Raw genomic sequence first — 13,228 nt, forward strand, 5'->3', positions numbered from 1 at the left:
GGCGGCCTTGAGAATAGGGAGGCTCCCAATGCAAGAACATGCCGATGTCAGCCAGCCGCAGCTCTACCGCGAGGATAATTGGGGGCCGCATTTCGCCCGTTTGCGGCGGGAAGACCCGGTTCATTTCCATCCGGAGAGCCCGTTCGGCCCTTATTGGTCGGTCACCCGGTATGCCGACATAACGAAGGTCGAGCTCGACCCGGCGACCTTCTCCTCAGCCTCGGAACTGGGCGGCATCCAGATCACCGACCAGCCCCAGGGCGAGGAACTGCCCAACTTCATCCGCATGGATCCGCCGCGCCACACCGCCCAGCGCAAGACCGTGGCGCCGATCGTGGCGCCGTCCAACCTCGCCAACATGGAGGGGCTGATCCGCCAGCGCACCGCCCAGGTGCTGGACGGCCTGCCCCGCGGCGAGACCTTCGACTGGGCCGACCGCGTCTCGACCGAACTCACCGCCATGATGCTGGCGACACTGTTCGACTTCCCGCAGGGGGACCGTCGCAAGCTCACCTTCTGGTCCGACGTGGCGATCTGCAACATCGAGGCCGAGGATGCGATCGTTAAGACCAACGAAGCGCGCATGGCCGAACTCAGGAACATGGCCGAGACCATGGCGGCGCTGTGGCAGGAGCGGGTGGCGAAGCCGCCGACCTTCGACCTGATCTCGATGATGGCGCACAGCGAGGCGACGAAGAACATGCCGACGCGCGAGTTCATCGGGAACTTCGCGCTGCTGATCGTGGGCGGCAACGACACGACCCGCAACTCGATGAGTTCGGGCCTGATGGCGATGCTCGACAATCCGCGGGAGGTCGAGAAGGTGAAGGCCGATCCCGCGCTGATGCCGAGCCTCGTGTCGGAGACGATCCGCTGGGCGACGCCGGTGATCCACATGCGCCGCACCGCGCGCAAGGACTGCGAACTCGCCGGCAAGCAGATCCGCGCCGGCGACAAGGTGGTGATGTGGTACGTCTCGGGCAATCGCGACGAGGCGGCGATCGACGAGCCCGAGCGTTTCGTCGTCGGCCGGCCGAAGGCACGGCATCATCTGTCGTTCGGCGCCGGCATCCATCGCTGCGTCGGCGACCGCCTCGCCGAGATGCAGATCCGGATCCTGTGGGAAGAGCTGCTGAAGCGCGACCTCGAGATCGAGGTCGTGGGACCGCCGGTGCGCCTCTATTCCAACTTCATCCGCGGCATCCGCTCGCTGCCGGTCAGGATCAGGTGAGAGTCGTTCCTCCCCCGTCAAACGGGGGAGGAGAAGATTTTTCGGGTCAGGACGACGAACTGCGGATCGTCTCGACGCCCGCAGCGAAAGCCTGCTGGAGCAGCCAGACGTCGCCCGCGATCGAGACGAAGTCGTAGCCGAGCTTCACGAACTGGGCGGCCTGTTTGGCATCGACGGCGAGGCGGCCGGCGGACTTGCCGTGCTTCTTCGCGGCCGCGATCGTCGCCTGCTCGGCGGTGAGAAAGTCGGGATGGTCGAAGGCGCCAGGTTCGCCCATCGCGACGCTGAGGTCGTTGTGGCCGAGCCACAGCATGTCGACGCCCGGCATCGAGGCGATCTCGTCGGCGGCCGCGGCGCCGCGCGGATCCTCGACCTGCAGGATGATGGCGGTGCGGGCGTTCTGTTCGGCGAAGCGCGGCAGCAGTGGCTCGGAACGCATCGCGAAGCGCTCGTGCGCGAGGCCGAGCGCCACGCCGCGCGTGCCGTCCGGCCAGTATTTGGCCGCATCGAGGACTGCCTTGGCCTGCTCGACCGACGAGACGATCGGCACCATCACGCCGTCGGCGCCGGTGTCGAGCGCGCGCGAGATGTGGTGACGCGACTGCGACGGCACGCGCACCACGATGGGCAGGTTTGCGGCCTGCATGTAGCGCACGACCTGGCGGACGGTATCGAAGCCGAAACCGGTATGTTCCATGTCGAGCACGGCGAAATCGGCGCCGGCCGCCTTCAGTATCTGTCCGATGCCGGGCGTGGCGAACTCGAACAGGAAGGTCCCGATCTTCGTGGGCTTGGTGCCGACGAGTGCCCTCAGTCCATTACTTGCCATTATCGTTTCCCCCTTAAGGTCCCAATGCTAGCGTGGACCGTCCCCACCAATCACCTGCTTTAGGGAGAGAATCATGAAGCTCTATTACATGCCCGGCGCCTGTTCGATCGGCATCCACGTGCTGCTCGAGGAAATCGGCAAGCCCTACGACGCGCACAAGGTCGACGGCGCCAAGCAGGAGCAGTACGGCCCGGATTTCGTGAAGCTCAATCCGAAGTCGAAGGTCCCGACCCTGCAGCGCGACGACGGCTCCGTGCTCACGGAGTTCCCCGCGATCGCCGTGTGGCTCGCCCGCAAGAACCCCGAAGCCGGCCTGCTGCCGTCCGATGCCGATGGCGAGGCCGCGGCGCTCGAAGCGATGGATTATGCCGTGTCGACCATGCACATGCAGGGTTTCAGCCGCATGTTCCGTCCGGCCAACTTCGCGCCGACCGAGGCCGACCACGACAAGGTGAAGGCGCGCGGCAAGGAGATCATGGAGAAGGGCCTGGCGCTGATGGACAAGGCGCTCGAAGGCAAGGAGTACCTGGCGGGCAAGTTCTCGGTGGCCGATGCCGCCCTGTTCTACGTCAGCTTCTGGGCCGCGGCCCGCATGAAGATGCCGCTGCCCAAGAACGTCGCCGCCCACTACGAGCGCATGAAGGCCCGCCCGGCCGTGCAGCGCGTGCTGGAGCAGGAAGGCCTCACGGCCGCCGCCTGATCCCGGTTGCGATCCATGGACCGCCGCGTTCGCGTGGCGGTCCGATGGCGCATCTTCGGTGTCGCCCCGCGCTGAGCTAAGCTCGCGCCATGTCCCTGCCTGCATCCCTTCGTGACCGCCTCCGCCTGCCGCTGATCGCGGCGCCGATGTTCCTCGTCTCCGGCCCCGCCCTTGTGACGGCGGCCTGCCGCGCCGGTGTCGTGGGTTCCTTCCCGACCGCCAACTGCCGCACTGTCGAGGAACTCGACGTCTGGCTGGCAGGCATGGCCGACGACGCCAGGCGCGCCGCCGATGCCGACGGTCGTGCGCCGGTGCCCTGGTGTCCGAACCTGATCGTGCACCGCTCCAACCCGCGCGTGCCCGACGACCTCGCGGCCGTGCTTCGTCACAAGGCCGAGATCGTCATCACCTCGGTCGGTTCACCCGAGCCGGTGATGAAGCCGCTGAAGGATGCGGGTTGCCTGGTGCTGGCCGACGTCGCCTCGGTGCGCCACGCCGAGAAGGCGGTGGCGGCCGGGGTCGACGGGCTGGTGCTGCTGACGGCCGGTGCCGGCGGCCAGACCGGCTGGGCCAATCCCTTCGCCTTCGTGCGGGCGGTGCGTCAGTTCTGGGACGGCATCGTCGTGATGGCGGGCGGCATGGCCGACGGTCATGCCGTGGCCGCTGCCCAGGCTCTGGGCTGCGACCTCGCCTACATGGGCACCCGGTTCATCGCCACGCGCGAAAGCCTGGCCAAGGACGCCTACAAGGAAATGCTCGTATCGAGCCGTCTCGACGACGTGCTTCTGACCCGGGCCTTCACCGGGCTCGAAACCAACATGCTGCGCCCCTCGATCGCCGCGGCCGGCCTCGATCCCGACAACCTGCCGGTGCGCGGCAAGATCGACATATCGAAGGACATCAACGCCGCCGAGCGGGACCGGCCGGATGCCAAGCGCTGGAAGGACATCTGGAGCGCGGGTCACTCGGTTTCCGGGGTTCGCGACGTCCCCCCGGTGGCGGCGCTGATCGAGCGCACCGCCTCCGAGTACGACGCCGCACGCCGGTCAATGCAGGGCGTATAGGCCGCAGGAGAAGCGGAATTCGGCCGGCTTCACGAGCTGGGCGTTGGCCACGCGAACCCGGTGAACCTTGCCGTCGAGATTGTTCTCCCAGAAATCGAGGAACTTGGTGAGGGCGGGGAAACGGGGCGCCAGATCCAGATTCTGCCAGACGAAACTCTGCAGGACGTGATTGTGGTCGGGCATCCAGTAGAGAATTTCGGCGGTCGTGATGCGGTAATCCTTGAGCTGCGCAACGAAACTGCTGTCCATCCTAGCCTCTCCTTGACTTGGTGCGGCTGCGGGAATAGTCACGCAACCTCGCCAGGAAATCAGCAAAAATCGTTCCAGATCAAATGCTTAGCAGCAGTATGTGCCGATTGCTGCCAGTGCGAAGCGACTTTGGGAACCTTTCGCCAGTCTCCTTGACTCAGACCGGTGGCGACCCTAAATCCCCTGCGCCATTGGCACTCACTGTCTGAGAGTGCTGACAGCAACGTATTCGCCGCAGCCGTCAGGTTGCGCAGGGTCAACAGTCCACTGGAGGAAGAACCATGAAGTTCCGTCCGCTTCACGACCGAGTCGTGGTCAAGCGCGTAGAAGAAGAAGGCAAGACCAAGGGCGGGATCATCATTCCCGACACCGCCAAGGAAAAGCCGATGGAAGGCGAGATCGTCGCCGTCGGTCCGGGCGCCCGTGACGAGAAGGGCAACCTGGTTGCGCTCGACGTCAAGAAGGGCGACCGCGTCCTGTTCGGCAAGTGGTCGGGCACCGAGATCAAGATCGACGGCCAGGATCTCCTGATCATGAAGGAATCCGACATCATGGGCATCATCGAAGCCTCGGCTTCGATGAAGAAGGCCGCCTAAGGCGCCGCTTCGCACCCGAATCAATCACAACATTCGAGAGGAATAGAAAATGGCAGCCAAGGAAGTCCGTTTTAGCGCCGATGCCCGCCAGCGCATGCTGCGCGGCGTCGACATTCTCGCCGACGCGGTGAAGGTCACGCTCGGCCCGAAGGGCCGTAACGTCGTCATCGACAAGTCGTTCGGCGCCCCGCGCATCACCAAGGACGGCGTTACCGTCGCCAAGGAGATCGAGCTCTCCGACAAGTTCGAGAACATGGGCGCCCAGATGGTGCGCGAAGTGGCCTCGAAGACCAACGACATCGCCGGCGACGGCACGACGACGGCGACCGTTCTCGCCCAGGCGATCGTGCGCGAAGGCGTGAAGTCGGTCGCGGCGGGCATGAACCCGATGGACCTCAAGCGCGGCATCGACCTCGCGGTCGACGCGGCCGTCGAGGACATCAAGGCGCGCGCCAAGAAGATCACGGGCACGGACGAAGTCGCCCAGGTCGGCACCATCTCGGCCAACGGCGACAAGTCGATCGGCAAGATGATCGCCGAAGCCATGAAGAAGGTCGGCAACGAAGGCGTCATCACGGTGGAAGAGGCCAAGAGCCTGGACACCGAGCTGGACGTTGTCGAGGGCATGCAGTTCGACCGCGGCTATCTCTCGCCGTACTTCATCACGAACGCCGACAAGATGATCGCCGAGCTCGACTCGCCGTACATCCTGCTGTTCGAGAAGAAGCTGTCGGGCCTGCAGGCGATGCTGCCGGTGCTCGAGGCGGTTGTGCAGTCGGGCAAGCCGCTGCTGATCATCGCCGAGGACGTCGAGGGCGAGGCCCTGGCGACCCTGGTCGTGAACAAGCTGCGTGGCGGCCTGAAGATCGCCGCCGTCAAGGCGCCGGGCTTCGGTGATCGTCGCAAGGCGATGCTCGAGGACATGGCGATCCTGTGCGGCGGTCAGCTGATCTCCGAGGACCTCGGCATCAAGCTCGAGAACGTCACGCTCGACATGCTCGGCAAGGCCAAGAAGGTCATCGTCGAGAAGGAAAACACCACGATCGTCGACGGCTCGGGCAAGAAGGCGGACCTCCAGGCCCGCATCAGCCAGATCCGCGCGCAGATCGAGGAGACCACTTCGGACTACGACCGCGAGAAGCTCCAGGAGCGCCTGGCCAAGCTCGCCGGCGGTGTTGCGATCATCAAGGTCGGCGGCGCCACCGAAGTCGAAGTGAAGGAGAAGAAGGACCGCGTTGACGACGCCATGCACGCCACCAAGGCTGCGGTGGAAGAGGGTGTCGTCGCCGGCGGCGGTTCGGCCCTGCTCTACGCGATCCGCGCGCTGGACAAGGTCCGCACCTCCAACGACGACCAGAAGGTCGGCATCGAGATCGTGCGTCGTGCGCTGCAGGCGCCCGTCCGCCAGATCGCCGAGAACGCCGGCTACGACGGCGCCGTCGTTGCGGGCAAGATGCTCGAGCAGAAGGACACGAACTTCGGCTTCGACGCCCAGAAGGGCGACTATGTCGACATGATCAAGTCCGGCATCATCGACCCGGTCAAGGTCGTCCGTACCGCCTTGCAGGACGCCGCCTCGGTGGCCGGCCTGCTGGTCACGACGGAAGCCATGATCGCCGAGAAGCCGGAGAAGAAGGCCCCGATGATGCCGCCGGGTGGCGACGGCGGCATGGGCGGCATGGACTTCTAAAATCCATTCTTCTCAAGGATTGCGGAAAGGCCGGGGAGCGATCCCCGGCCTTTTCTTTTTGTGCGGGCATCGGTCTGCGGCTCTCGCCTCCGCTCGTAGGCAGGTGGCCGGCCTGTGTTTTCCGAGGGCAAACAAGGTCCTTCGCTGCGCTCACGATGACACCGTTTTCTGCATCGACGCACGGCGCCAATCCCAGCAAAATTGTCATTCTGAGCTCAGCGAAGGACCTTCAATTCAAATGCGATGGGCGAGCCCGTGAGCTATCCGCTTTCGATCAAGGGCGTGCTGATCCATGAGAGCCGCGTCCTGCTGTTGCTGAACGAGCGGGACGAATGGGACCTGCCGGGCGGGCGGCCGGATCCGGGTGAAGATCATCGTGCGGCGCTCATCCGCGAGATGCGTGAGGAAACGGGACTCGCCGTCGAGGTCGGCAGTCTTGTTGACGAGCATCTGTTCGAGGTGTTGCCGCAGCGCTTCGTGCGCATCGTCGCCTATGCCTGCACGCTACAGGCCGAGGGCGCGATTGCCCTCAGTCATGAGCATCACGAAGCAAGCTGGGTCGGACTTGACGAAGTCGGCGAACGGATTGCCGGCCGTCTGCTCCCCGCAGGCTATCTCGGTGCGATCCGCCAGGCCGCCTGCCAGCCCTTGTCGCCGTAACTGCGGCTGGTCTCGACCTTCAGGAAGCGGTCGTGCGCGCCGGCGGCGCCGAGCCACAGCTCGTTCCAGGCGTCGAAGCCGGCCAGCGGATCGGCGAGCTGCAGTTCGCGAGCGAGCTTCCAGCCTTCCATCCGAACGACCACCGCGCCGTCTTTCTCCTCGGTGACGATTTCCTCACCCTCGGCGGCGAGGATCGCGGACAGCCAGCGCGCGAACAGGCGCGCGCTGTCGAGATCGCCCGTCTCGACGTCGGTCGGCAGGTCGAGGTCGCGCGCCGTCTCCTCGTGGAACTGCAGCCCGACCAGGCGCGCGACACGGCCCATCTCGGTGGCTGCATCCTTCGGGCCGAGCTGGTCCTGCAGGACCGGTAGCATGGTCTGCACGTAGCCCATCGCATAGGAGCGGAAGGTGCGCAGGCGGCGCTCCTCGGGCCAGTTTGCCGTCTCGAGCTTCGGCTGCGTCTTCCAGTCGATGCGCGGCATCTCCTCGTCGTAGGCGAAGCGGACGCGCTCCTCCTCCTTCAGCGGCCGGCCGTAGTCGTAATAGTAGCCTTCGAGGCCGGGCTTGCCGTCGACCGTCATGCCGGTGCAGACGAAGCCGAGGCCGGTGTTCTTCAGGGAGGTGCCGTTGTGGCCGTGCCAGGCGTGCAGGAAGGCCGCCGACACGTCGTGCGGCACGGCAGCGATGGCGGTGCCCTTCCACATCCAGCGCGGCGGCGGATAGCGCACCCACGCCTTGGTGTCGCTCTCGCGCAGATAGCCCGTCTTCACCCCGCCCAGCGCGTTGGAGTGATAATGGTAGAGCGCGCAGGCCGGCGCGTCCTTCTCGCCCGCGATGCCGAGCTTCTGGAGCCCGGGCAGGAACTTGTCGAGATGCTGCCGGCGGAAGTGGCGGAAGATGTATTCGCGCGCCGTGTCGCCCCCGCGTCGCGACACGAGACTGATGACCAGGCCGGTCATCAGCGCATTGTAGAGCGTGCCGACAGCCCGGTAGGCGGCCACCTCAGCCATTATGGCCGTCGACCAGGATCGCCTTGGAGTGACCCGCCTTCAGTCGCATCGCGAGGACGGGCTTGTACTCCTCCGAATGATAGAAGCGCTCGGCCTTGGCGCGGTCGGGGAACTCCAGCACCACGACGCGGGCCGGCGTCCAGCCGCCTTCGAGGCTCGTGCAGTTGCCGCCGCGCACGATGAACTTGCCGCCGAACTTGGAGACCAGCCCCGGCGTGTGCTTGCGGTACTCCGCCATCAGCTCTTCGTCCCTGGTGTCGATCTCGACGATGATATAGGCCGTCACTTCTTCCTCCCTCGTCAGCCGGTTTCCATGGGCAGGGCCGGGTCGTTGGCCCATTCCTGCATGGAATTGTCGTACACCGAGACGTTCCTGTGACCCAAGAGGGCCGTCAGCACGAAAGCGTCCAGCGTGGCGGCAATGCCGCCGCCGCAATAGACCAGCACGCGCTTGTCGGGCGCCGCTCCGACGCCCTCGAAGGCGGCGCGCAGGTCGGCGATCGGCTTCAGTGCCTTGTCCGGCCCGAACAGGCTGGCGGCCGGCACGCAGGAGGAGCCGGCGATGCGGCCAGGACGGCCATAGACCACGCCGCCCGCGCCATTGTGCTGGTCGTGGCTGAGTGCGTTCAGGGTCAGCGTCGATGGATCGCCGATCGCACTCCTGATCCTGTCCTTGTCGACGAAGATCTCGGGACGACCACGCAGCGACAGCGTGGCGGGTGGATGCGTTGCAGGTTCGGTCGAGAGCGGACGTCCTTCCGCCTTCCATTTGTCGAGGCCGCCGTCGAGGATCGCCACTTCGTCGAAGCCGACGGCGCGCAGCATCCACCAGATGCGGCTCGCCCACACGGGCGAGGCATGGCTGTAGAGAACGACGAAGGTGCCGTGGCCCACGCCCTTGGCCGCGAAGGCCTTCGTGAGGTCCTCCAGCGACGGCAGGGTGAAGCGCAGCTTCGATGTCTTGTCGGAGAGGTCGGCCTGGAGGTCGAGATAGGCCGCGCCCGGAATGTGGCCCTTGTCGTAGTTGGCGCGACCGCTCTCGGCGATGTAGCGCCCGTCGGGTCCGGGCTTGAGATAGGTGGTGCAGTCGAACACGCGCAGCGCGGGAGCGCCGAGCTGGCGTGCGAGGTCTTCTGTCGTGATCAGGTTGGCCGAATGGGCCATGTCGCTCTCCCGGGGTTGGGGAGAGCGGAGACTAGCGCGGTTCTCGGGAGAGGCGCGTTAAATCGTCTTCGACGGCAGCGGCGGAACGCTGACCTGGCCGGAGGACGGCGCGCTCGTGGGGGCATTGAGCTGGCCGACATCGGGCGACTTCGGCGCCGCGGGCGTGGCCGTGGGCTTCTTGGTCTTCTTCGCCGGCTGCGCCTTGGCGACCTGGACCTTCTTCAGGCAGGCGCTGCGCTGCGAGCTGCTCTTGATCTTGTTGCAGGACGCGGCAGTGGTGCCGGCCTTGGGCTTGGCCGTCGGCGACGACGTGGGGGCGGGCATCGTTTCGTCCTGAGCAAAGGACGGAGCGGCATAAGCGACAGCCGCCAAGGCGGCCATGCTGGCGATCAAAAGACGCATGATATTCTCCCGGGCCGCTTGCGGTGAGGGGACGGGCGCGGCCTCGCAATATACTTAAAATGCTATGTGATTTGTACCGTTTATGTCAAATTCTTAATAGATTAGAGCAACTGCAATCGGAAAGCCCGTGCAGGCCATCCTCAACGTCGCCTTTCCGATCTTCGGCGTTATCCTCGCCGGCTATCTGGCCGGCCGCTGGCGTATCCTGGGGCCCGAGGCGACGACGGCGCTGAACGCCTTCGTGAGCTACTTCGCCCTGCCGGTGCTGTTCTTCGGGACTCTGGCGCGGACGCCGGTCGCCGCCGTGCTCGATCCTGCCCTGATGACCGGCTTCACCGTCGCTGTGGTCGCGACCTTCATCGTCGGCATGGTGACGACGCGTCTGGTTTCGCAAGGCGGTCTTGCCGCCATGAGCCTGCAGGGCATCGCCGCCTCCTGGGGGAACGTCGGCTACATGGGCGTGCCGCTCTGCCTTGCAGCCTTCGGCGAGCAGGGGCTGCCGCCCGCCATGCTGACCGTGATCGTCACCGCCGTCGTCTCGATGGTGTTCGGCGTCATGCTGATCGAACTCGAGGTCGCCGCGGGCCATGGTCCCGTCCGCACTTTCCTGCGGGCCGCCTTCAACGTGGCGCGCAATCCCTTGCCGGTCTCGATTGCCTTGGGCATCGTCGCCTCGTGGATCGGCGTGCCGATCCCGGTGCCGGTCGAGAAGTGGCTCGACCTGATGGGCGCCGCCGCCGCGCCCTGCGCGCTGTTCGCCATCGGGTTGTTCCTGTCCGACAAGTCGATCAAGAGCGGGCTCGCCGAAGCGGGGCTCGCGACGCTCATCAAGCTGCTGTTGCAGCCATTGGCGGCGCTGCTGATCCTGCCGTTCTTCGTGCCGATCGATTCGATCGCCGGCAAGGTGGCGCTGCTGATGGCTTCGCTGCCGACGGCGGCCAACGCCTTCGTGCTGGCCAAGCAGTTCAACATCTCGGTCGAACAGAATACCGCATCCGTGCTGCTCACGACGGCCTTCTCGGTGGTCACGGTTTCTGCTTTGCTGGTATGGCTGCGCGTGACCTGACGACGACAAGGGGAGAAAGTCGATGCTCCAGGAATTCAAGAAGTTCGCGATGCGCGGAAACGTCGTGGATCTCGCCATCGGCGTGATCATCGGCGCGGCCTTCAGCAAGATCATCGACTCGCTGGTCGGCGACCTCATCATGCCGATCATCGGCCGCATCGCCGGCGGGCTCGACTTCACCAACTACTTCATCGGCCTGACGCCGGCCGCCAGCCAGGCCGCTACCTACGACGCCGCCAAGAAAGCCGGCGCCACGCTCGGCTACGGCACCTTCCTCACCGTGACGGTCAACTTCCTCATCATCGCCTGGGTCCTGTTCATGGTGATCAAGGGCATGAACCGCGTGACCAAGCAGGAAGAGTCGGCGCCACCGCCACCCGCGCCGCCGACCAAGGAACAGGAGCTGCTCACGGAAATCCGCGACCTCCTGAAGGCCCGTGGCTAGGCCGCCTTTTGGTCTCAAATCGATTCACCCCACCTCATCCTGAGGAGGCGATCAGCGCCGTCTCGAAGGATCGGCAACAAACGAGGTGCTCGTGCCCACCCTTCGAGACGCGCTCCTGCGGAGCGCTCCTCAGGGTGAGGTCGTTGTTGAGAAGCGATTTGTTCTTTCTCGGTTGGAAAGACTAAGCCGCCTTCTTCCCGGCGAACACCGCGTCGAGCCGGCGGGCCAGCCCGTCGGAGATCCTGGTGAGCGGCAGCCGGCATTCCGGCGAGGCGATCAGGCCCTGGCGCCACAGGAGATGCTTGATCGGCATCGGGTTGGCTTCGGCGAACAGCATCGGCACGAAGCCGGCGAGCGGCGCCCAGGCCTTGCGCGCGCCGGCGAGATCGTTGGCGCGGAAGCAGCGCTCGACCTCGACGAAGCCTTCCGTCATCACGTGGCTCGCGGCCAGGATGCCGCCCTCGGCGCCGTTGGCGCGCATGGTGAAGAACAGCGCGTCCTCGCCGGTCAGCACGGCGAAGTCCGATGGCTTGCGGCGCAGCAGCTCGAGCGACTGTTCTACGCTGCCGGAACTGTCCTTCACGCCGACGATGTTCGGCACCTCGGCAAGCTCGAGCAGTGAGTCGTTGGAGAGGTTCACCGCGGTGCGGTAGGGAATGTTGTAGATCACCACGTCGCGGTCGGTGGCACCGGCGATCCGCCGGAAATGCGCGATCAGCCCGTCCTGGCTCGGCCGGTTGTAGTAGGGGCACACCGACAGGATGCCGGCGATCGGCAGATGACGCAGCCGCTTCAGCTCCTTCTCGACCTTGGCGGTGGCATTGCCGCCCACGCCCGCGAACACCGGCACGCGACCGTCGGCAACGGCCAGCGTGCGTTCGATGACGGCGGCGATCTCGTCCTCGTCGAGCGCCGGCGATTCGCCCGTCGTGCCGAGCGGCAGAAGCCCGTCGACGCCCTTGGCGATGTAGTGGTTCACCAGCCGGTCGTAGCTCGCGAAGTCGATGGCGCCGTCCTTGAACGGCGTAATGAGGGGGAGCCAGAGGCCCGAGATCTTCGTGGTCATGACGCCACGCTACGGCGATCCAACGAATAACAAAAACGAATGTTTTTGATGGGATCGTTCGGAAATGATTATATATGACGATGCGCAGGGATCTCGACATGGCGCTGGTTCGCGCCTTCCTCACCGTCGTCGAAGTGGGCGGGGTCACCCGCGCGGCCGCCGCACTCGGCATGAGCCAGGCCGCCGTCAGCCAGCAGATCAAGCGGCTGGAGGAGGCGCTCGACTGCCGCCTGTTCACGCGGCAGGGGCGCGGGCTCGCGCTGGCCCCGGCGGGCGAGCGGCTGCTCGAACAGGCGCGACGTCTCGTGGCAATGAACGACGAGGTGTGGTCTTCGATGCGCGCGCCGCAGTTCGAGGGCGAGGTCCGGTTCGGTGTTCCCTACGACATCATCGGCAGCTTCGTGCCGGCTATCCTGCGGCGCTTCGCCAAGGCACAGCCGCGCGTGCGCGTCAGCCTGGTCTGCGAGGACTCATGCGTGATCCGCGAGGAACTGAAATCGGGCGGCGTGGATCTCGCCATGACCACCGAGACCGAGTGCGGCCGCCACGGCGAGACCCTGCGCACCGACCGGCTCGTCTGGGTCGGTGCGGCCGATGGCGACGCCCATCTCAAGGATCCGCTGCCGGTCTCGCTCGGCGCGCCGACCTGCGTCTTTCGTCCCGTCGCGGTCGAGGCGCTGGGCAAGGCGCGGCGCGACTGGCGCGCGGTCTGCGAGGTGAGCCGGCTGGAGCTGGTCTATGCGGTGCTGGAAGCAGGGCTGGCCGTGGCGCCGCTGCTGCGCTCCTCCGTCCCCGAGCGTTTCGTCATCCTGGGCCGCGAGGCCAAGCTGCCGGCGCTGCCTGAGTTCCGCATCAATCTCTACGCGCCGCCGGGCCTGGGGCCGGCTGCGCGCGACCTGGCCGATCACGTGCGAGCGAGCTTTTCCGGCCGGTCGCGAAACCACAACAATTGATACCAAGCGCCCCCTGTGCCGATGGCGCGTCCGCCCGTATCTTCGCGGGCATGGAGTGACGCGGTTCGAGAGATCGCCGCGGCGCCAGCGAGTTTAGAGGGGG

At 65.8% G+C, this 13,228-nt stretch carries 16 protein-coding genes; 9 read left to right on the plus strand and 7 right to left on the minus strand.

Annotated features, from left to right (window positions below; all coding sequences use genetic code 11):
• Positions 1 to 28: 28 nt before the first annotated feature.
• A complete protein-coding gene (locus tag KQ910_RS10575) occupies positions 29 to 1,231 on the plus strand; it encodes a cytochrome P450 (RefSeq protein ID WP_216959342.1) in 1,203 nt (400 codons plus the stop codon).
• 46 nt (positions 1,232 to 1,277) lie between these two features.
• On the opposite strand, the gene KQ910_RS10580 is transcribed toward KQ910_RS10575, so the two are convergent.
• Entirely contained in the window at positions 1,278 to 2,060 is a 783-nt protein-coding gene (locus KQ910_RS10580) for an HpcH/HpaI aldolase family protein (protein ID WP_216959345.1), read from the minus strand.
• 73 nt (positions 2,061 to 2,133) lie between these two features.
• Between KQ910_RS10580 and KQ910_RS10585 the strand changes: the two genes are divergently transcribed.
• Positions 2,134 to 2,760, plus strand: a complete 627-nt coding sequence (locus KQ910_RS10585; protein ID WP_216959348.1) for a glutathione S-transferase family protein — start codon at positions 2,134 to 2,136, stop codon at positions 2,758 to 2,760.
• An 89-nt stretch (positions 2,761 to 2,849) separates the two neighbouring features.
• A complete protein-coding gene (locus tag KQ910_RS10590; RefSeq protein WP_216959350.1) occupies positions 2,850 to 3,824 on the plus strand; it encodes an NAD(P)H-dependent flavin oxidoreductase in 975 nt (324 codons plus the stop codon).
• On the opposite strand, the gene KQ910_RS10595 is transcribed toward KQ910_RS10590, so the two are convergent.
• Complete coding sequence (locus KQ910_RS10595; RefSeq protein ID WP_216959352.1) at positions 3,807 to 4,073, minus strand: usg protein; 267 nt, start codon at positions 4,071 to 4,073, stop codon at positions 3,807 to 3,809. The two genes, KQ910_RS10590 and KQ910_RS10595, sit on opposite strands and share 18 nt — an antisense overlap.
• 281 nt (positions 4,074 to 4,354) lie before the next feature.
• Here KQ910_RS10595 and groES point away from each other — a divergent pair, with 281 nt between their 5' ends.
• The 3 genes from groES (at position 4,355) to KQ910_RS10610 (ending at position 7,019) form a co-directional block, all read left to right on the plus strand.
• Complete coding sequence (gene groES, locus KQ910_RS10600; RefSeq protein WP_068199492.1) at positions 4,355 to 4,669, plus strand: co-chaperone GroES; 315 nt, start codon at positions 4,355 to 4,357, stop codon at positions 4,667 to 4,669.
• Positions 4,670 to 4,718: 49 nt separating this feature from the next.
• Positions 4,719 to 6,359: a chaperonin GroEL gene (gene groL, locus KQ910_RS10605; protein WP_216959354.1), complete on the plus strand. Its 1,641-nt coding sequence runs from the start codon at positions 4,719 to 4,721 to the stop codon at positions 6,357 to 6,359.
• A 255-nt stretch (positions 6,360 to 6,614) separates the two neighbouring features.
• Positions 6,615 to 7,019 (plus strand): NUDIX hydrolase, encoded by a 405-nt coding sequence (locus KQ910_RS10610; RefSeq protein ID WP_216959356.1) that lies wholly within the window; start codon positions 6,615 to 6,617, stop codon positions 7,017 to 7,019.
• Here the strand turns inward: KQ910_RS10610 and KQ910_RS10615 are convergent.
• The 4 genes from KQ910_RS10615 to KQ910_RS10630 are packed head-to-tail and all read right to left on the minus strand — an operon-like array spanning position 6,971 to position 9,595.
• Positions 6,971 to 8,029 carry a hypothetical protein gene (locus KQ910_RS10615; protein ID WP_216959358.1) on the minus strand — a complete coding sequence of 353 codons (1,059 nt, stop codon included), beginning with the start codon at positions 8,027 to 8,029 and terminating at the stop codon, positions 6,971 to 6,973. The two genes, KQ910_RS10610 and KQ910_RS10615, sit on opposite strands and share 49 nt — an antisense overlap.
• Positions 8,022 to 8,315 (minus strand): DUF1330 domain-containing protein, encoded by a 294-nt coding sequence (locus KQ910_RS10620; protein WP_216959359.1) that lies wholly within the window; start codon positions 8,313 to 8,315, stop codon positions 8,022 to 8,024. The genes KQ910_RS10615 and KQ910_RS10620 overlap by 8 nt, the downstream gene beginning before the upstream one ends.
• 14 nt (positions 8,316 to 8,329) lie before the next feature.
• Positions 8,330 to 9,193, minus strand: coding sequence for a sulfurtransferase (locus tag KQ910_RS10625; RefSeq protein WP_216959361.1), 864 nt, complete (start codon positions 9,191 to 9,193; stop codon positions 8,330 to 8,332).
• Positions 9,194 to 9,250: 57 nt separating this feature from the next.
• Positions 9,251 to 9,595, minus strand: a complete 345-nt coding sequence (locus tag KQ910_RS10630; RefSeq protein WP_216959364.1) for a hypothetical protein — start codon at positions 9,593 to 9,595, stop codon at positions 9,251 to 9,253.
• Between the two features lie 127 nt (positions 9,596 to 9,722).
• On the opposite strand from KQ910_RS10630, the gene KQ910_RS27205 reads away from it, so the two are divergent.
• Together KQ910_RS27205 and mscL are read left to right on the plus strand one after the other, a co-directional pair.
• Positions 9,723 to 10,661, plus strand: coding sequence for an AEC family transporter (locus KQ910_RS27205; RefSeq protein ID WP_216959368.1), 939 nt, complete (start codon positions 9,723 to 9,725; stop codon positions 10,659 to 10,661).
• A gap of 22 nt (positions 10,662 to 10,683) precedes the next feature.
• Complete coding sequence (gene mscL, locus KQ910_RS10640; RefSeq protein WP_216959371.1) at positions 10,684 to 11,106, plus strand: large conductance mechanosensitive channel protein MscL; 423 nt, start codon at positions 10,684 to 10,686, stop codon at positions 11,104 to 11,106.
• Positions 11,107 to 11,287: 181 nt separating this feature from the next.
• On the opposite strand, the gene dapA is transcribed toward mscL, so the two are convergent.
• Positions 11,288 to 12,172, minus strand: coding sequence for a 4-hydroxy-tetrahydrodipicolinate synthase (gene dapA / locus KQ910_RS10645; RefSeq protein WP_216959373.1), 885 nt, complete (start codon positions 12,170 to 12,172; stop codon positions 11,288 to 11,290).
• Between the two features lie 74 nt (positions 12,173 to 12,246).
• Between dapA and KQ910_RS10650 the strand changes: the two genes are divergently transcribed.
• Positions 12,247 to 13,125, plus strand: coding sequence for a LysR family transcriptional regulator (locus tag KQ910_RS10650; protein ID WP_216959377.1), 879 nt, complete (start codon positions 12,247 to 12,249; stop codon positions 13,123 to 13,125).
• Positions 13,126 to 13,228: the final 103 nt, after the last annotated feature.

This window comes from Reyranella humidisoli (assembly GCF_019039055.1).
GTDB lineage: Bacteria > Pseudomonadota > Alphaproteobacteria > Reyranellales > Reyranellaceae > Reyranella > Reyranella humidisoli.